Origin of the sequence: Geminocystis sp. NIES-3709 (genome assembly GCF_001548115.1) — a bacterium.
In the GTDB taxonomy this organism is placed as follows: domain Bacteria; phylum Cyanobacteriota; class Cyanobacteriia; order Cyanobacteriales; family Cyanobacteriaceae; genus Geminocystis.
Genome location: NZ_AP014821.1, coordinates 1,583,532 through 1,603,561 on the forward strand (window position 1 = coordinate 1,583,532; position 20,030 = coordinate 1,603,561).

Sequence of the window (20,030 nt, forward strand, 5' to 3'; positions counted from 1 at the left end):
CTCGCTTTGCAATAAATTGACAAAGCTAATAGCCTAAATCTGCTGAAGCGATTATCAGAAAATTCCATTAGTCGCTTTAGCTGACTTGTGCTGTAAGTCATGAAATTTATTTCTTGGCGGGTAATGATACCATACCTATAATTATATTAACCTCGATCGATCGCTGCTCGGCGGCACTAGGCGATCACGAAGTGCCACTTTTAGTGATCGAACATCATAAAATTATATCTGCATCGACGCTGAAAATGATAAACTAGAATAAAACACCTATTCGATCGAACTCGAATAACAACTGATGAACGTAAGTATCCTAGAGAACATACTCGCAAATTTCGCTACATCCATTAATTTTTGGACAGATTTTGAGTTAATCTTTGGTTCACAATTCGATCGAACCACAGCCGAAAATATCAAGGATCAATGGGAAAACCAAGATTTTAGCTCGTTACCTCCCATAGAAACAGTCTCTCAAAATGTCTTAGGTACTGCCGTAGCAGGTTATGCCCTCAGTAAAAACACTATCTATATTTCAGAGTTGTTTCTTAATAGCTCCACTCAAGAACAAATTACCGCAGTATTATTAGAAGAAATCGGTCACTATGTGGATGCCCAAATCAACACCCTTGACACCGAAGGAGACGAAGGAGAGCTATTTTCAGCTATAGTACGAGGAGTTACCCTGAGTGAGACGCAATTACAGCATATTCGAGAGGAAAACGACACCGCCACCATTATCATTCAAGGGAAAGCCACAGAAATAGAACAGGCAAACTTTGGTACTGTCACCAATTTTACCGTTGGCAATCAGCCTCGATTCGTTAGAGTGGGAGACTTTAATGGAGATGGAAAACTAGATTTTGCCGTTGCAAATCAATCAGATGATAATATCTCTATCTTGTTAGGCAACGGTAATGGAGGGTTCACAAATCATAATACGATAGCCGTTGGTGATAATCCTCAATCCCTTGCCATAGGAGACTTTAATGGTGATGGCAAACAAGATATTGCAGTTAGTAATCGTAACGCTGGAACTTTATCAATATTATTAGGGAACGGTACAGGTAGTTTCACAAATCAAACTACTATAAGTACCCCTTCTAATCCTCGAGTTGTTACCGTAGCAGATTTTAATGGAGATGGAAAACAGGATCTTGCCATTGCTAATAGCGGAGGGAATAGTATCTCAATACGATTAGGTGACGGTAGTGGTGGTTTTTCAGGCACTACTAATCTTCTCGCTACTAATGCTGTTTTCGTGTCAGTGGGAGATTTTAATGGTGATGGTAAACTTGATCTTGTCGGTGGTAGTTACAGTGGCGATCGAATATCCATATTTTTAGGCAATGGTGATGGTAGTTTTGGTTCTCCTACCAATATTACCCTTGGGGATGGTACTAGAACTCCAGCAATAGGTGATTTTAACGGAGATGGAATACAAGATTTAGCGGTTGCTAATGATTTAAGTCAAAATGTATCAATATTATTAGGTGATGGTAATGGTGGGTTTACTTTTGGTACGACTCTTGGCAGTTTTACTGGTTCTGTACAAGATGTAACCATAGCAGATTTTAACAAAGATGGAAGACAAGATCTCGCTGTTGCTCAAGGGGGTTCTGTTTCTATCTTATCGGGAAACGGTGATGGTAGTTTTGTTACTGCCCAAAATTTTACACCGACAACAATAATTCGTTCTTTGTCAGTGGCAGATTTTAACGGAGATGGCAAACAAGACATCGTCACCGTTAACTATAGTAATTCAAACGCATCTGTACTTCTTAATACCACTTCCACTGTCACCATGACGGGAGGAACGACTCCCACCCAAGAGGGAAATTCTAGCACCTTTACCATTAACCTCGATCGACCTGCACCCTCTGGAGGCATCGTAGTTAACTTCAATGTGACTGGTAGCACTGCAACCATCAATGATGACTTTACCTTGACGGCAGGGGCAGGTATCTCTAATGTCAATACAACCAATAATACCTTTACCATTGGGGCAGGACAAACCACTGCTACCCTCAACCTCAATGCCTTAACCGATGGAAATACAGAGGGGAATGAAACGGTACAAATCAACCTTACATCAGGAACGGATTACATCCTCGGTAACAACTCCACCGCCCAATTTAAACCTCAGACTACCTTCGCCGTAGTTAGTGCTCCTCGATCGATAACAGTAGGGGATTTTAATGGAGACGGCAACGTTGACTTCGCTATTGTCAATGTCAGTAGTGCTAACGTATCAATACGATTAGGAAACGGTAGTGGAGGCTTTAGTACCGCCACCACCCTAGCTGTTGGTGCAGGTCCTTACTCGTTAACCGTGGGGGATTTTAATGGAGACGGCAACGTTGACCTCGCTACTGCCAATCGAGATAGTAATAATGTCTCAATATTATTAGGGGATGGTACAGGAGGCTTTAATACCGCCACCACCCTAGCTGTTGGTAATAGTCCTCGAGGGATAACAGTGGGGGATTTTAATGGAGACGGAAAACTTGACCTCGCTGTTGCCAATGCCAATAGTGCTAATACATCAATATTGTTAGGGCTCGGGAATGGAGGCTTTAGTACCCCCACTACCTTAGCTGTTAGTTTCCAACCTCGATCGTTAACCGTGGGGGACTTTAATGAAGACGGCAAACTTGACCTCGCTGTTGCCAATCAAAGTGGTCCGGATGGTCTTAGTAGTGTATCAATACGGTTAGGAAATGGTAGTGGAGGCTTTAGTACAGGCACCACCCTAGCTGTTGGTACTACTCCTTTCTCGATAACAGTAGGGGATTTTAATGAAGACGGCAACGTTGACCTCGCTGTTGCCAATCAAGGTAGCAATGATGTATCAATATTGTTAGGAGATGGTACAGGAGGCTTTAGTACAGGCACCACCCTAGCTGTTGGTTCAGCGCCTACATCGGTAACAGTAGGGGATTTTAATGGAGACGGCAAACTTGACCTCGCTACCGCTAATCAGACTGGTGCTAATGTATCGATACGGTTAGGAGATGGTACAGGAAACTTTAGTATAGGCACCACCCTAGCTGTTGGTAATAGTCCTCGAGGGATAACAGTGGGGGATTTTAATAGAGACGGCAAAGTTGACCTCGCTACTGGCAATAACAGTAGTAATAATGTATCGGTTATCCTCAATGCAGATCCTAGTGCCCTAATCACTATCACTAATGCTGCCTCTAATCAATCCCCAGTGATTACCAGTGGTTCAGCTTTCAATTTTGCGGAAAATAATACAGTTACCGTCTTTACCGTCACTGCTACCGATGCCAACGGTGGTGATACCTTAACCTATAGCATTACAGGAGGAGCAGATGCTTCCCTGTTTAACATCAATAGCTCTAGTGGATCGGTTACTTTCATCAATCCCCCGAATTTTGAAAATCCATTGGATGCAGGTACAAATAACATCTATGACATTACTGTCACCGTTAATGATGGTACTGTAAATGTCAATCAAAATGTCGCAATCACTGTCACAGACGTAAATGAAGCACCTGACATCACTTCTACTAATGTTGCCTCCGTGAATGAGAATATTGCCACGACTACAGTAGTTTATCAAGCAACGGCTACAGATCCAGACACCACTTCTCCTAACAATACCATTACTTGGAGTTTAGGGGGAACAGATGCTAGTGACTTTACCATTAATTCCACTACAGGAGAAGTTCGTTTTATTACGTCTCCCAACTTTGAAACTCAAGACACCTATGACATTAACGTAATTGCCACCGACGGTGGTTCATTATCGGATACTTTAACCGTGTCGATCGAGATTAATGATGTCAACGATACTCCAGAATTAATTAATCAAATTCCTAATCAAAGTACTTTTGAACAGATTGCCTTTAATTTTATTGTTCCCGTTAATACTTTTAGCGATGCCGACGGGGATACTCTTACCTATGGTGCTACTTTAGCCAATGGAAGTAATCTTCCTACTTGGTTAAGTTTTGATACGAATACTCGTACTTTTAGCGGTACACCCACTAACAGTGACATTGGCACTATTTCCGTGAAGGTGACGACAACGGATACGGGGAGTTTATCGGCAGAGGATACCTTTGACATCGTGATTCAACAGTTACAAACTGTGGTAGTTAATACCTCTGGTGGTAATGATGTTATTTCTGGAGGCGTCGGATTAAATCTCATTGACGGTGCCGGTGGTGATGATTCCATCTCTGGCAATGTTTTTGCCGATACCCTGAAGGGAGGTAGTGGTAATGATACTCTCAAAGGCTTTGACGGTAATGATTTTCTTGATGGTGGTAGCGGTAATGACCTTTTAAAAGGGGACAATGGCAACGATACTCTTTTAGGCGGTAGCGGTAATGATACTCTTGTGGGGGGTATGGGTAATGATACCTTAACAGGTGGTAGTGGTGTTGACTATTTCCGTTTTAATTCTCCTAGTGAGGGCATCAATAATATTACTGATTTTAAAGTGGGAGAAGATTCGATCGTCCTTCAGGGTAGTTCTTTTAGTTTACCTTTAGGAGTGTTGAGTTCAAGTCAATTTGTCATCGGTGCAAGTGCCACTACAGGAGATCATCATTTAATTTACAATGGAACTACGGGTAATTTATTCTTCGATGATGATGGTGTGGGGGGTAATGCACAGGTACAGATTGCTAGCTTAAAGCCTCGATTAGCCTTAACAAATCAATCTTTTATCGTTATCTAAAACTAAAACTCTTTATTAGTCGCTTTAGCACACTTGCGCTGTAAGTCATGAAATTTATTTTTTTGGCGGATAGTGATACAACAGCTATAGTGACATAAATTTCTTATCTGAAATCAATAACTCGTCTTGTAATAAATTGACAAAGCTAATAGCCTAAATCTGCGAAAACGATCTAAAAAAATTCCCTGAGTTACTACTCTTCTTAAATTATTGATAACATTGTTAAGAATTGTAACAAAAATGCCATTAAAATGGGATAACTCCTTGACAGTAGAAAAAAAAAAAGTTAAATTAATGAATATCGCACTTGGGCATATCAAATAAAAGCGAATATGCAAGAAAAGCAAAAAGTTACTCTTTATCTTCCACCAACACTGCATCGTCAACTTAAAGTTAAAGCAGCGATCGATACTGATTCTATGTCAGCATTAGTAGAGAAAGCCATCAGCTTTTATCTGAAACACCCAGACACAGTAGAGGAAGTAGAAGCGAGTTACGGAAAAACTCATCAAGTCCATGTTTGCCCCGAATGTGATGCCGCAATGGTAATGCGTGACGGAGAGATGATTTCTCTAAAAAATCAACCGAGTATAGTGGATGAAGAATTTCCCCTCATTGGTGAATGTAGTGAAATCACAGCAAATAAGGAAGGAAAAGAGGAGTTAATCCCCTGCTGATAAAGGTCAACAGACAAATCAGTGATTACCGCCAACCGCAAAATCCAAGAGAGGATCGACCCTATGAAAGAAGAGTTAAACATTCTCATTAAAGCTCAATATCCTCTGATTTATTTAGTAACTTCAGAAGAAGATAGAGCGGAAGAATCCATAGCAACTATAGTAAATGAGTCGTCATCTCAAGGACACCGCCGAGTATATCTCTGGACAGTTACTCGTGGAATTGTTGAGTATTGTCAACAAGGTAGTCAGTCTGTACAACATAATACCGTTTCTCCCGAAGCGGCGATCGAATGGGTAATCAGACAAAAAGAAGCAGGGGTTTACATTTTCAAAGACTTACATCCTTATTTAGAATCGCCTCCTGTAACTCGTTGGTTAAGAGATGCGATCGCTACTTTTAAAGGAACAGATAAGATCATTATCTTAATGTCACCCTATCAACAAACACCTTTAGAACTAGAAAAAGATTTAGTGGTGTTGGACTTTCCCTTACCTCAAGCTCATGAGCTAGATCAAGTATTGGGAAGAGCTTTAAAGCAAAGCAAAAGCAAACAACCATCTCCTGAAGTCAAAGAAAAATTACGCAGAGCGGCTCTTGGTTTAACCATAGATGAAGCAGAAAAAGTATATCGAAAAGCTCAAATCAAAGCGGGACAATTAAGCGAAAATGAAGTCGAAATCGTCCTCTCAGAGAAAAAACAACTTATTCGGCGTAACGGTATCCTTGACTATATGGAAGAGGACGAAACTATTAACAGTGTGGGGGGCTTAGAAGAACTCAAACATTGGTTGAAACAGCGTTCCGAAGCCTTCAGCGAAAAAGCGAGAGCCTATGGATTACCACAACCGAAAGGAATGTTGATTTTAGGAGTGCCGGGCTGTGGAAAATCTCTCATCGCGAAAACCACCTCTAAACTTTGGGGATTACCTCTACTAAGATTAGATATGGGTAGAGTTTACGACGGTTCAACGGTAGGAAAATCCGAAGCAAATCTTCGCAGCGCCTTAAAAACTGCTGAGTCTATTTCACCAGCAATATTATTTATTGATGAATTAGATAAGGCTTTTGCGGGAGGAGCAGGATCGGCAGATTCTGATGGTGGTACATCTAGTCGTATTTTTGGCTCATTTCTAACATGGATGCAAGAAAAAACTTCTCCTGTGTTTGTGATGGCAACAGCGAATCGAATCGAAAAGTTACCTAGTGAGTTCTTGCGTAAAGGTCGTTTTGATGAGATCTTTTTCGTGGACTTACCTAGTGTTTCTGAACGTGAAGCTATTTTTAGGATACATCTTACTAAACGTCGATCAGATACAACCCGTTTTGATACAGAAGAATTAGCTAAGACATCCGAAGGTTTTTCGGGGGCAGAGATTGAACAAGCAATTATCGCCGCTATGTATGAGGCTTTCGCTCAAGAGCGAGAGTTTAACCAATTCGATATAATTGCCGCAATAAAATCTACATTACCTCTGTCCCGTACTATGACTGAGCAGGTAACAGCACTACGAGACTGGGCGAGACAAAGAGCCAGGACTGCTTCAGCGTCCATTGCGGAATATCAACGCATGGAATTTTAACAGGCTTTCTCTATATCGGGGAAAGATTAGCTTTAGGGCTAATTAATTTCAAGCACTCTAAGTGCATCTATCTATATATCAATTGTCTTTAATCTCTTAGGAGGAAATTCCAATGTCTCATTTTAGCACTTTACGCACCAAGATTAATTCCGCCGAAATTTTAACCAATTCCTTACGAGATCTAGGTATCAGTGTCAAAACCGATGCAGATGTTCGTGGTTATAATGGTCAACATCTTCGTGCTGATATTGTCGCAGTTTTAGAAGGAGAATACGATCTCGGTTGGTCTCGCAATGCTGATGGTAGCTTTGACTTAATCGCTGATCTCTGGGGTGTTGCTAAAAAACACAATCAAACCGAATTGATAAATTCCATTAACCAAAAATATGCAGTAAATAAAACTTTAACTGAAGTAAAACAAAGAGGATTACAAAACGCTAACGTTAAGTTGGTTCTCAAATAATGGAGTTTATTTACTAAAAGTGTATTTAAAATTATATAAGGGTTAATCAATTAAATTTGGTTAGCCCTTTTTTTAATAAAATATACAAGATTAGTGTAATTGAGATTTTGTTATATTCGAGCTAATAATTCTTTTTTCTTGGTCTCAAATTCTTCATCTGACAAAATACCTTGTTGTTTCAATTTGCCTAATTTTTCCAAGGATTCATAGACATTAGCGGCTTCGTCTTTATTCTCTTCCAAGTCAGAAACATAAGATTTTCCTTTTTTGTATGCTGATTCGTAGGCTTTTTTTGCATTTTCTATATTAAAATCAAGTAGTGACCCTGAATTAGAAAAGATGTTAATAGCAACTTGTCCGACTGCATAGGTAGAAGCCCCTGACATTACAGACATAGAAGCTCCTCCCACAACACTCCCAATGCCTGGAATGGCTTTGAGCATACTTGCTCCTAAACTGGCTAAGGTTGTGCCGGTAAGTGCTGAAACAAAAGTTTTACCGACATTTTGAGAATAATTTACTTCATAAAGATTTGCTAATTGTTGTAACATTTCAAGTTGAATTGCTGTAACAGCTGCAAAATCAACTAATGGTAGCGGTATAAGTCCTCCACCCATAGCCCAAAGCACATGGGAGCGGATTATTCTTTCTGCGTCAATTTGTTTACTCATTTTTTTTTAAATCAATTTACTTCAATTCTATACATAAAAATTATTAATGCCAAAGATTTGATTGATATTGATAAGAATGAGTTAAAGTTTTAAAATTTGGATTTTGCACTTCTATCATAAATTCTCGGTGACGAGAAGAAAAAGGGAAAAGAGAGAAGACAAAAGTGAGAAGAATTGATTTTTCTTATTTTATTAGTATAAATGCACCAATAAAAATCTGAGTTAAAAAGAGGAACTTGAGTTTTTTGTATGTACTTCATAAATCTCAAAAACGCTATATAATATTTTTTTAGAATATAAGTTACAGAAAAACTAAAATAATTAATCTATTTATTTATGAAAATTTTAAAAGCATTTATTAATAGGGAAAAAATAAAATATTTCGATCGAATATCAATGGTTTCGTCTTTTTTCAATTCTACTCTTGGTAATTATAGTCGTATATATTCTTTTTCCAGAGTTACTGATTCAAAAATCGGCAATTTTACTTATATTTCTCATCAATGTATAATTAATAATTGTGAAATCGGAAATTATTGTTCGATCGCCCGTGGAGTTAAAATTGGTTTAGGCAAACATCCCACAAATTTTATTTCGACATCTCCTATTTTTTATTCCCTCGTAAATCCATTGAAAAAAATAGTTAGTAAATCACAAAAATTTACTGAGTTTGAGAGAACATTTATTGGTAGTGATGTGTGGATTGGTGTCAATACTCTTTTAGCCGATGGAGTTACAATCGGTGATGGTGCTATTATTGGTGCTAATGCTATTGTGACTAAAGATATACCACCTTTTGCGATCGCTGTTGGTTGTCCTGCTAAAGTTATTAAATATCGATTTTCTGAAGAAAATATAGAAAAATTATTATCAATTAAATGGTGGGAAAAAGATATTTCAGAATTAGAAAGTTATCTAAATTTATTCCAATATGAAGTAGATGATAATGTGATAAATAATCTTATAAACTCTATAAAGTGATCACTTTTATTTACTGCTTAATTGTTAATTTATTTTTTTATTATTTATAAAATGCTTGTAATTATTTCTCAATATTTTTATCCTAGTCACGCTTCCACATCTCAACTTTTAACTGATCTAGCAGATGGATTGTTTCGTGAAAATATCCCTCTAAAAGTTTATACGGGTACACCGTCTAATCACCAAGAAATAAAACCATTTCAAATAGTTCGATCGCCTGATCCATTTCAGAATAGTAAAAGTATTTTTGGTAAACTTATTAGCTCAGTATTTTTTTTAGTAGGAGCATTATTTTATGTAACTTTTAAATTAAATAGAAAAGATGATTTATTAATTGCCTCTAATCCTCCTTATGCTGGAATTATTGGGATGGTATTTAGATTTTTAAGAAGTGGTAAATATTATTTTTTATTGCAAGATGTTTTTCCAGAATCGGCAATACTTAGTGGTATTATTAAGCCAAAAAGTAAGTTAATTTTTATTTTTAATAAGTTGATTTATCTGATCTGTCGATATTCTGAAAAGACGATTATTTTAAGTGAATCAATGAAAAAATTAATGCAGTCTAAATATTTAGATTTAGATAATTTAGAAATAATAGAAAATTGGGCGATCGAAAACATACCTCTTTCTGATAAAAAAACAAATCCTTTTGCGATTAAAAATGGATTAAATGAAAAATTTACAGCACTTTATTCTGGAAATATTGGTCGTCTTCATGATATTGAAACTTTAGCAGAAACCATCAAAATTCTAAATGAAAAACAAGTAAATATTCAATTTGTTTTTATTGGAGATGGTGCTAAACTTAAATTGTTAGAAAATTATCAAAGTCAATATAACCTTCAAAATCTTTTATTATTACCTTTTCAATCCAGAGAACTTTTACCGCAAACTTTAACCGCTTGTGATGTTTCTTTAGTTAGTTTAATCAAAGGTGCAGAATCAGTAGTTGCTCCCTGTAAACTATATGGAATGTTAGCTTCAGGAAGGGCGATCGTATCTATTTCAGAACAAGGATCTTACATTGAGCAAATGGTGACAACAGAAAAATGTGGTATCAATTCTCTCTGCGGAGATGCACAAAAATTAGCAGATATTTTAATCGAATTATCTCATTCTCCTGATGAAGTAAAAAACATGGGAATTAATGCTCATAAACTTTATTTAAAGCGATATACAGTTGATCGTGCTTTAAAAGAATATCAAAAGGTTTTATGCTAATGTGGGTATTATATCGATCGAAATCAAATATTGAATAGAACCTTTATGAAAACCTTAATGAAATGGTCGTTAGAGGATTATCATAATCTGATTGACAATGGAGTATTAGCGAATAAAAATGTTGAATTATTAGACGGAGAATTGATAGAGATGCCTCCGGAAAGTCCATTACATAGCTATGTAGCAATAAATAGTTCAGATTATCTTCGTGACGTTTTGAAGGGATTAGCATTAGTAAGAGAAGCACATCCTATCACCTTTACAAATTCTGAACCTGAGCCAGACGTTGCTATAGTAAAACTTCCTACCAATCAGTACAAGAATAGACACCCATATTCTCAAGATATTTTCTGGTTAATTGAAGTCTCGAATAAAACCTTAAATTACGATCTTAATGACAAGAAAAAAATTTATGCTCAAGAAGGTATAAAAGAGTATTGGGTTGCCGATACTAATAGTCGTCAAGTTCATATTTTTTTGACTCCTGAAAATGGCAATTATCAAATTAAAAAAATTGTTTCTGAAGGCATAATTAAACCTCAATCTTTTCCAGATTTAGAATTATCAATTAACCAATTATTTTTATGGTAAATAGCAAAATCAATTAAACTATTATGTCTTCAATTTTGATCACAGGGGCAACGGGATTTATTGGTAAACATCTCATCTCTCACTTAGAAGAAAAAACAGATCACCAACTGCGTGTAACTTCGAGGGGTACATTGACATCTGATAGTCCGAGATTAAGCTATCAAAGAATTGAAAGTATTGACGATCGTACTAATTGGCAATGTGCTTTAGAAAATATTGATATAGTAATTCATCTTGCAGCCCGAGCACATATACTTAAAGACACCGCCGAAAATCCAGAGGCAGAATTTGACAAAATAAATAATCATGGTACGATAAATCTGGTTCGTCAATGTGTGGAAACAGGGGTTAAACATTTGATTTTCCTAAGTTCGATCGGTGCTGTCACCACTTTAAGCGATACTGTTATTAATGAATCTTCACCATGTAATCCTGATACACCCTACGGAAAAAGTAAGTTGAAAGCAGAACAAGGTATAGAAGAAGTTTGTCAAAATAGTGGTATGACATGGACGATTTTACGTCCTACTTTAGTATATGGAGCAAATAATCCGGGTAATATGGAACGATTACTTGCTTTAACAGCGAAAGGTTTACCTCTTCCTCTTGGTGCTATTCAAAATAGTCGTAGTCTTGTTTATGTGGGCAATTTAGTAGATGCGATCGTCACTTGTATTGATCACCCTCAAGCTAAAAATCAAACTTTTATTATTAGTGATGGTGAAGATTTATCAACTCCTGAGTTAATTCGGCGTATTGGTAAGGCAATGGGTAAATCACCGTTACTTTTACCTTTTCCCCCTAGTTTGTTGAAATTGGGTACTAAAATGATTGGGAAAGGGGATGTAGGCGATCGACTATTAGGTTCATTACAAGTGGATAGTAGCAAAATTCGTAAAATGTTAAATTGGAAACCTCCTTATACTGTAGATGAGGGATTAAAAATAACAGCAACTTGGTTTCAAAAAGAAGTATAAATAAATTTGATAATGATTGACTAGCGATCACGAAGTCATAATGTCCATAAAGGCTTTAGTTGTTGCCAAAGTTGCTTTAATACAAAATCTTGTCAACACTATTTTGCTAAAATATAATAGTTTTCATAAAATTATTCCACAATTTAATTACTCATTAAGATTTAAGTTTCTTTTGACTAAATACTAATTTTAATATTTCAAAAAAGTAACTAATTCTATACTTAATACTTTTTCTTAATTTCAAGTAAAAAACTAGCTGTCTAATCCTTAATTTTACATCCCAAAAAGAGTTTTTTATCGGACTAGGTTCATGATCTTCTTTGCTAAATAAATCAGCACAAACTTGATAAGCTAAAGATATAGCAACAGAGTCTCTTTCAACTTCTTGTAGAATTGGTAAAGGTAAACTGATGTCGAATAAATCTTTTGCTAAAAATAATCCAAAGTGTATAATTCTTTGAGCATCTTGATTTTTACCTTGAGCTAAAACTTGTGACCAATCTAAATTAGGATAAGTATAAATTAATTGAGCAATATCGCAAACTTTGGCTAAATATTCAATTTTTTGTCTTCTCTCCCAACAATCTTTAGCAATTTGAATACAGAGAATAAATAACAAATTTTCTGGGGATAAATTTAAAAAAAATTTTCCATTTATATCAATATTATTTGTATTTTTCCAAAAATAATTAAAGTCAAATTTTAAAGGAAAATATATGGGTGTTAATTCCCAATGTACATCAATCTCTATCTGATCTTCTTCTCGAAAAAAACTTTCTTCTTGGTCTAATTTTTCTTTGATATAATATCCTTGAGATAATAATAATTTCTCAGTTTTAATCAGGTCTTTTTTATCAATAATTAAATCTAAGTCATAAACTTGTCTTAAAGATAGTTTACCATAAATAGAATTAGCTAAAATTGTACCTTTATAGGGAATGGCTTTAATATTTATTTCTTTGAGTTGATTTAAAATTTTGAATAACTCATTGGTTAAAATTAAATTTCTTTTACTATTTTCTAAAAAACTTTTTCGCAAATATTTGATAATATTTTTAGGAATATTTTGAGAGCAAATATTATTTAAATTACGATATAAAAGTGGCATTAATCTGTGTTTTTCAGCAATTATTAGCAAATAATTCCAATCAATTTTTTTAGTCGTTAAGAGAGTAATTCTTATAGTTTTACATTCATTTATTTCAGGACAAATACAAAGCAATAGTAGTTCAGTTTCAGGACAAATATTGTTGATTAATTGCGTTTTAAATTGAGAGGATGTCATAAAATTGAGAATATTTTATTTATCTTTAATTTCCTTGAGTCTATAACCAGATATAATACTTTATGATAAGCTATTATTCTAAAATTAATGATGCCTTTACAATCATCAATAGAACTTTTATCTAATTCTGGTCAAGCTCAATTAAAATTAGCGAAAATATGGCAGGAAAGAGGGCAAATTGATCGAGCGATCGCTGGTTATCATAAAGCAATAGAACTGCGAAAGCATTTGGTATTACCCTATATAGAATTGGGAAAATTATTATTAGCAAAAGGTGACTTATCGGAGGCTTTTTCGACTTCTAATCAAGCCATTAATATCAACCCTAATTACTCAGAAGTTCATAAAAATTTAGTTAATAGTCTGTTAGCTCAAAATAAGAAAGACCAATTATTAGACTATTATAAACTAACTAGAAAAGATGAGTATAAAATTAATATTAATTCAGCAGATATTTTATGTTTTGTGGTTGTGAGAAATGAGTCTTTACGATTACCTTATTTTCTGGCTTATTATCGAGAAAAAGGAATCAGGAAGTTTTTTATTATTGATAATAATTCAACGGATGAAACGGCAAATTATTTATTAAAACAACCAGATGTTTATTTATGGCAGTCAGAGGATTCTTATCAAAGAAGTAATTTTGGAACGGCTTGGATAGAAGTATTACTAAGAATATATGAGATTAATAATTGGTGTTTAATAGTTGATGCTGATGAAATTTTTTATTATCCTGATTGTGAACAAAAAACTATTATTGATTTATGTCAACAATTAGATCATCAACAAAAAAAAGCATTTAAAACTATTCTTTTAGATATGTATTCTGATAAACCGATTCGAGATACTTACTATGAAAAGGGTCAAAATTTTTTAGATGCTTGTCCTTATTTTGATCGAAAATTCTATCATAAAACTTGCCAAGAGAATGAAGATCCTTATAATCCATATCATAATCAAAAGGCTTATTTTGGTGGGATGAGACAGAGAGTTTTTGGGGAAAAAGGAGAATATTATCTAAGTAAAGTTCCTTTAATTAAATATAACCCTGAAGTAATCATTGGAGGGGGGCAACATTGGACTAATTTTGAATCTCAAGAGATTGCTAATGATAGCGGTTGCTTATTACATTTTAAATATTTTCATAGTTTTGGTAATTATGTTCGAGAAGAAGTGGTAAGAAAGCAACACTGTGGAGGAGCAATGCAATATCAAGAATATGCAAAAGAAATGGATAAAAATGAGGAATTAATTTTATATAATCCGAAATATTCCGTAAAATTAGAAAATTCTCAACAACTGGTGAATTTAGGTGTTATGGAAGTAGAAATAAATTAAAAAGAAAGATTAATGAATACTCAGTCATTTAATATCGCTAGTCAAAAATTTCGTTTGGGTGAAGTATGGCAGATTAAAGGTAAAATTGATCGTGCGATCGCATCTTACCAAGAAGCATTAAACCTTCAACCCGATTATTTCCCAGCTCACTTAAAGATTGCTGACTTAATGTTACAACAGGGTAACAAAGAAAAGGCGATCGATCATTACCGCCAAGTATCACTGTTAGATCAGGAAAAAAAAACCTATAGTCATCGAATTTTAGCAAAATTGACTAAAAATGAGGTTAAAAATCCAAAAAAGACCTTCAAAATTATGGTTTATACTGATAATCCCTTAGTTTACGGAGCAGAACAAGTAAATCATTCCTTACTCTGTGGATTGCAAAAAGCAGGGTACAAAGTTATCTGCGTAACCCATAAAAGCGACACATATTTAGTACAAAAAAGAAAAAAATTAGGCATTGAGCATATCTTTTTAGAACCAGATAACATTTATTCTTATAATGTAGGTCTTAGTAGAGTACCAAGTGCCATTAGAGAGCCTTCTGAGCCGGTGGAAATTTTTGCTAGAAATCAACCAGATTTAATCATTTTTGGCAATAGTTGCCCTATTTCCTGCCTAGCCGCCCGAGAAATAGCAATGCAATTAGAAATTCCTTACATTATCATCGAAAATTGTGCCGATCCTGACTGGGTAGAGCAATTTACGCCATTGTTAGACAGATTACCTTCCATCTACACTGCATCTCAAGCAACGATCGCCGTTTCAGAAGATAATCTTAACCTACTCTATCAACTCTTTAAATTACCCTCAAAAATTGGTACGGTTATTTATAACGGCAGAGGGGAACAATTTTTTCTACCCCCAAATCCTGAAAATCGCTCACGAATCCGTCAAGATTTGGGTATTCCTCAAGATGTGATCGTATGCTGTACTACTGCTCGTTTAGATCCCGTCAAAGGATACCATTATCAACTAAGTGCGATTCAACAGCTAAAAAACAAGAAAATTTGGTCTAAACTTTATTTTATTTGGGCAGGAAGTGGACAATGGGAAAAACAATTAAAAGAAACCGCAGAAAAATTAGGAGTTAGTGAACAAGTGAAATTTCTTGGTGTACGAGAAGATATACCTAATTTATTAGATGCGTCAGATATATTTATTTTACCTTCAGAAGTAGAAGGAATGCCTTTAGCGGTGATGGAAGCAATGGCAAAAGGATTACCTGTTATCGCTACGGCTATCAGTGGTACTCCCGAAGAATTAGGAGATACGGGGAAACTTATTACTAGCCCCAAAATTGATTCTCAAAAAACCATCCAAGAGTTGGTGGAAACTATTGAGCTTTGGGCAAATAACTCTACTTTACGTCAAGAAATTGGTTTTGCCTGTAAACAAAGAGCAGAAAAATTATTCCAAGAAAAACAGATGCTCGAAAAATACTTAACCCTCGTTGAAAAAATTTTATTTAAGGAGAAGTAACTATGAGAATAGAAACGGATTCATTAGAGTTGAAACTAAAAATCGCCACCGCATGGAAACATCGAGGCAGAAAAGAAAGGGCGATGGCAGGTTATCAAGAAGTATTAGAAATCGATCGCCATAATTTATTAGCTCATCAATATCTAGGAGATTTATTTTTAGAACTAGGGAAACAACAAGAAGCTTTAGAATATTACGATCGAGCTTTAACAATCAATTTTGATGAAACTGACTTATGGAACTATTATAAAATGTTGGGAATATCCAGTATTCAACGAGAAAAAGAGGCATCTATTAATACTGTCCATTTACCCTATTTAGATATTAGTAATCTTGCCGATAATCCCCATGGCAAAATTAATTTAGCGAGACAAGGACAATTTCACTGTCACCGTAGTGGTTGGGATTTCGCAACAAAATCTCTAATACCACTACATAATTCTAATGGTATTTTGTTTGATGGCTTTTTGGAAAAAAATTTTATCTGGGAATGTCACGATCAAAAAGTGAGAAGTTCCAAAATGTTAGCTAAAATGAAACAAGATGGAGTGTTCCATGAATTAAGCACTTCCAAAGAAAAAGGGATTATTCCTTACCAACAACCTTGGGTTGGTTTCCTCCATAATCCACCGAATATACCCCATTGGTTACATTCAAAAGACTCTCCTCAAGTACTTTTTACAACAACAACTTGGCAAGATAGTCTAAATAGTTGCATTGGCTTATTTACCCTATCCGAATATTTAGCAAAATGGTTGAGAAAATATACAGGAAAATCCGTGTCTAGTTTGATTTTTCCCACAGAAATTCCTCAAGTGCAGTTCGATTTTGGGAAATTTATTGCTAATGATCAAAAAAAGATTATTCAAGTAGGTTGGTGGTTGCGTCAATTATCTGCTATTTATCAATTACCGATCGCAAAAAATAATCATCTTAACTATGAAAAAATTATTTTAGTACCAAAATTTTCAATATATTCTGAAAACATTATTGATAATTTAATTACTGAAGAATTAAAACAAGAAAGTATTATCAAAAAAGATATTTATTGGCAAAACACTCATAAATTAAGCCATGTTAGTAACGAGAGGTATGATCAAATTTTATCAGAAAATATTGTGTTTATGCACTTGTATGATGCTAGTGCCAATAATGCGGTAATTGAGTGTATTGCTAGGGCGACTCCTCTTTTAGTTAATCCATTACCTGCTGTAGTTGAGTATCTCGGTGAAGATTATCCGATGTACTTTAATAATTTAGCAGAAGCAGGAGAAAAAGCAATGAATACTTCTTTAATTTGGGATACTCATAATTATCTCAAAAATTGTCCCACAAGAGCTAAACTTAGTGGGGATTATTTTCTTAAAAGTTTCGAGGAAAGTGCAGTTTATCAATTAATATAAGAATCAAAATGATCGTATCAGAATCAAAAAAATTTATTTATATCCACATTTTTAAAACAGGGGGATCAACTATTACCGAATTAATTTCTCCCTATGTAGAAGAAAAATTTAGGGATAAAATACCTAAAAAAGAAGGTTGGAGATGGCAAAAAACTTGGCATATTAACGAACAACATGAAAAATTATCAACATCTTTAATTAAATTATAGCGTTTCTTACAATGATGAGGTACAATTTTGAGATGAAAAAATTTAGACGATATTAACATTAATCTAATGCGTCCCTACTCTTTGGATTTAAGACAAAAGATTATTCATGCTCGTGAAAAGCAACAATGCTCCATTCGTCAATTAGCTAAGAATTTTGGTGTGGCAAAAAGTTTTGTACAAAAGATAATCAAGCAGTAAGCTAAGACGCATTGATTTGGTATATAATTTAAGTCAGAAAAGATAAAACTTAGGTGTGATTTATGCCTTCTAAAAATTTTTTGTCAGAGGAAGAAAGAAAGTATCTACAAGATGCTTTAAAAATAGAAAAGAGATCGGAAGTCAGGGAAAGAATTTTAATATTTTTATTAGAGAATGATGGTAAAAATTATCAAGAAATAGCAGTTTTTTTGGGTTGTTCCCCCAAAACGGTGGCTTACTGGGCAGTTCATGGTAATCCTAATAATGTAGATTCATTGCAAGATAAAAGAAGAAAAGGAAACCAAACAAAAGCAACGGATAAATATATTGAAAGATTATTAGAAGTAGTTGATAAAAATCCTGAAGATTTTGGATATGATTTTGGTCGATGGACGGGGCAAAGATTATCAGAACATTTGGAAAAAGAAACAGGAATTAAATTAAGCAAATCACAAGTAGTGAGGATATTAAAAAGAAAAAAGTATAGTTATATTTGGGGAAAATATAGTTTAGAAGACAAACAAAATCAAGAACAAAGAAAAGCATTTAAAGAAAAATTAGAACATTACATAGAAATAGGTAAAGAGAATCCTGAGTTAGTTCAAGTATGGTTTTGGGATGGGGCGTTTAAAGTGGCGAACTAAATTCGCCACACAGCCCCTCATGAATGTGGTTTTAGTTTAAGGGTGATAAGAAGAAAAACATGGACGAAAAAAGGAAAAAGAAAAAAGGTGAAGGGAGAAAGAAGAAGAGGAAGAGTAAATATCATGGGAGGAATAAGATATTCGGATAAAAAAAGAAGATGTTTTGTAATAAAAAAAGGTGATTCAGAAACGTTTTGTGAACAATTAAAAAAGTTATGGGAAGAAATAAAAAATGAATGGGTAAGTAAGGGAAATGATGAAAAAGATTTTAAAGAATGTGGTCCGAAAATAATCATAATATTAGACAACGCAAGTTTCCATAAAAAAAAGGAAATAGTAGAAAAAATAGAAAAAAATCTACCGAATATAAGACTAGAATATTTACCGGTATATAGTCCAGATTATAACTTAATAGAATTAGTGTGGCATTCGGCAAAGGAATATATAGCTTATAGAAACTTTGAAAATAAAGAACAGCTAGAAAAAACAGTAAATTACTTATTAAATGAAGGAGGTTTAGTAATTAATTGGAGTAAAAAATTTAAGAATAAGGGTGAATTAATCAATGTAAGTTAAATGCGTCTTAGCTTATTGACAGAATCAATCGTAAATTTGACGATACTGTCAAAAAAAAACACTGTATGCCACAGAAAAACATAGTGAGAGAGTTCAACAAAAAAGATCTGAATATTGGGATAAAGTGAGAGAAATTAATGAAGAGGACTTAATTTTTGTGGACGAATCGGGAAGTAATTTAGCAATGCTTCGCCTTTATGGTAGGGCAAAAAAAGGGTACAGAGTCAGAGGAGAAAAACCCCAGAAAAGAGGGGGTAATGTTTCTATAGTGACGGCAATATCCTTAAAGGAAGTAGTAGCATCAAGAAATATTTATGGTTCTGTAGATGGATTAACTTTTGAGGCTTTTGTGATCAGAGATTTAGTGCCCAAATTATGGGTGGGAGCTTGTGTAGTTATGGATAATGCAAAAATTCATTTAGGAGAAACAATTAGAAAGGAAATAGAGAAAGTGGGGGCATCATTGGTGTATTTATCACCCTATTCCCCAGATTTTTCACCCATTGAAAATTTTTGGTCGAAAGTCAAAAATCAGATCAGAAAACTAAAACCGAGAAATTATCATGATCTAGTAGAGGCGATTGGAAAAGCCATGGAGCAAGTAACACAGTTAGATATGCACAATTGGTTCACCCATTGCTGTTACTGTACCTCATCATTCTGATAAATGCTATAGATGTTTTAGGAATTAATATTAACGATTATTTTTTATTTACTTTTGTCAGAAATCCTTATAGTTGGATTTTATCTGTTTGGAATAATTTTTATCGTTATCCCAGAAGATATTATCCTCAAAATATAATTAACAATAGCAAAACAGTAATTAATCAGATTCTGGAATCGATATAGAAATGCCTTCAATTTTACCTCATCAAATTTTTAATAGTAATAAACCAGAAAGAGAAAATTACTTAAGCTATTACGATCGTGAATCTCTTGAAATTGTTAATAAACTATTTAGGCGAGATTTTCAAGCCTTTGATTATCAATTAATTAAGCATCTTTGAATCTTTGAAAAA

16 protein-coding genes and 2 pseudogenes are annotated in these 20,030 nt (G+C 34.5%); 16 read left to right on the forward strand and 2 right to left on the reverse strand.

The window, feature by feature from the left end:
• Positions 1-295: 295 nt before the first annotated feature.
• The 4 genes from GM3709_RS06740 (at position 296) to GM3709_RS06755 (ending at position 7,429) form a co-directional block, all read left to right on the forward strand.
• Positions 296-4,705, forward strand: coding sequence for an S-layer family protein (locus GM3709_RS06740; RefSeq protein ID WP_066117604.1), 4,410 nt, complete (start codon positions 296-298; stop codon positions 4,703-4,705).
• Positions 4,706-5,037: 332 nt separating this feature from the next.
• On the forward strand, positions 5,038-5,382 hold the full coding sequence (locus tag GM3709_RS06745) for a hypothetical protein (RefSeq protein ID WP_066117609.1): 345 nt from the start codon (positions 5,038-5,040) through the stop codon (positions 5,380-5,382).
• A gap of 63 nt (positions 5,383-5,445) precedes the next feature.
• Positions 5,446-6,966 carry an AAA family ATPase gene (locus GM3709_RS06750; protein WP_066117612.1) on the forward strand — a complete coding sequence of 507 codons (1,521 nt, stop codon included), beginning with the start codon at positions 5,446-5,448 and terminating at the stop codon, positions 6,964-6,966.
• 112 nt (positions 6,967-7,078) lie between these two features.
• Positions 7,079-7,429, forward strand: a complete 351-nt coding sequence (locus GM3709_RS06755) for a DUF1257 domain-containing protein (RefSeq protein WP_066117615.1) — start codon at positions 7,079-7,081, stop codon at positions 7,427-7,429.
• 110 nt (positions 7,430-7,539) lie between these two features.
• On the opposite strand, the gene GM3709_RS06760 is transcribed toward GM3709_RS06755, so the two are convergent.
• Positions 7,540-8,100, reverse strand: a complete 561-nt coding sequence (locus GM3709_RS06760) for a DUF697 domain-containing protein (RefSeq protein WP_066117617.1) — start codon at positions 8,098-8,100, stop codon at positions 7,540-7,542.
• 336 nt (positions 8,101-8,436) lie between these two features.
• Between GM3709_RS06760 and GM3709_RS06765 the strand changes: the two genes are divergently transcribed.
• The 4 genes from GM3709_RS06765 to GM3709_RS06780 are packed head-to-tail and all read left to right on the forward strand — an operon-like array spanning position 8,437 to position 11,873.
• A complete protein-coding gene (locus GM3709_RS06765) occupies positions 8,437-9,081 on the forward strand; it encodes a CatB-related O-acetyltransferase (RefSeq protein ID WP_066117619.1) in 645 nt (214 codons plus the stop codon).
• Positions 9,082-9,132: 51 nt separating this feature from the next.
• Entirely contained in the window at positions 9,133-10,305 is a 1,173-nt protein-coding gene (locus GM3709_RS06770; protein ID WP_066117622.1) for a glycosyltransferase family 4 protein, read from the forward strand.
• A 57-nt stretch (positions 10,306-10,362) separates the two neighbouring features.
• Positions 10,363-10,896, forward strand: a complete 534-nt coding sequence (locus GM3709_RS06775) for a Uma2 family endonuclease (RefSeq protein ID WP_231937629.1) — start codon at positions 10,363-10,365, stop codon at positions 10,894-10,896.
• Between the two features lie 23 nt (positions 10,897-10,919).
• On the forward strand, positions 10,920-11,873 hold the full coding sequence (locus tag GM3709_RS06780) for an NAD-dependent epimerase/dehydratase family protein (RefSeq protein ID WP_066117628.1): 954 nt from the start codon (positions 10,920-10,922) through the stop codon (positions 11,871-11,873).
• A gap of 154 nt (positions 11,874-12,027) precedes the next feature.
• Here the strand turns inward: GM3709_RS06780 and GM3709_RS06785 are convergent, their stop codons facing one another.
• Positions 12,028-13,158, reverse strand: coding sequence for a nucleotidyltransferase family protein (locus GM3709_RS06785; RefSeq protein ID WP_066117630.1), 1,131 nt, complete (start codon positions 13,156-13,158; stop codon positions 12,028-12,030).
• 87 nt (positions 13,159-13,245) lie between these two features.
• Here GM3709_RS06785 and GM3709_RS06790 point away from each other — a divergent pair, with 87 nt between their 5' ends.
• The 8 genes and pseudogenes from GM3709_RS06790 (at position 13,246) to GM3709_RS20425 (ending at position 20,018) form a co-directional block, all read left to right on the forward strand.
• Positions 13,246-14,496, forward strand: a complete 1,251-nt coding sequence (locus GM3709_RS06790; RefSeq protein ID WP_082712953.1) for a glycosyltransferase family 2 protein — start codon at positions 13,246-13,248, stop codon at positions 14,494-14,496.
• Between the two features lie 12 nt (positions 14,497-14,508).
• Entirely contained in the window at positions 14,509-15,981 is a 1,473-nt protein-coding gene (locus GM3709_RS06795) for a glycosyltransferase family 4 protein (protein WP_066117635.1), read from the forward strand.
• Positions 15,982-15,983: 2 nt separating this feature from the next.
• Positions 15,984-17,384: a M48 family metallopeptidase gene (locus tag GM3709_RS06800; RefSeq protein WP_066117638.1), complete on the forward strand. Its 1,401-nt coding sequence runs from the start codon at positions 15,984-15,986 to the stop codon at positions 17,382-17,384.
• An 8-nt stretch (positions 17,385-17,392) separates the two neighbouring features.
• Positions 17,393-17,593 carry a hypothetical protein gene (locus GM3709_RS06805; RefSeq protein ID WP_066117640.1) on the forward strand — a complete coding sequence of 67 codons (201 nt, stop codon included), beginning with the start codon at positions 17,393-17,395 and terminating at the stop codon, positions 17,591-17,593.
• A 66-nt stretch (positions 17,594-17,659) separates the two neighbouring features.
• Entirely contained in the window at positions 17,660-17,791 is a 132-nt protein-coding gene (locus GM3709_RS21645; protein WP_255359658.1) for a hypothetical protein, read from the forward strand.
• Between the two features lie 62 nt (positions 17,792-17,853).
• Positions 17,854-19,011, forward strand: a pseudogene (locus tag GM3709_RS19010) (IS630 family transposase).
• A 49-nt stretch (positions 19,012-19,060) separates the two neighbouring features.
• Positions 19,061-19,675 (forward strand): annotated as a pseudogene (locus tag GM3709_RS06820) (IS630 family transposase); the annotation flags it as partial.
• A 187-nt stretch (positions 19,676-19,862) separates the two neighbouring features.
• On the forward strand, positions 19,863-20,018 hold the full coding sequence (locus tag GM3709_RS20425) for a hypothetical protein (protein ID WP_158506706.1): 156 nt from the start codon (positions 19,863-19,865) through the stop codon (positions 20,016-20,018).
• The last annotated feature ends 12 nt before the right edge of the window (positions 20,019-20,030 follow it).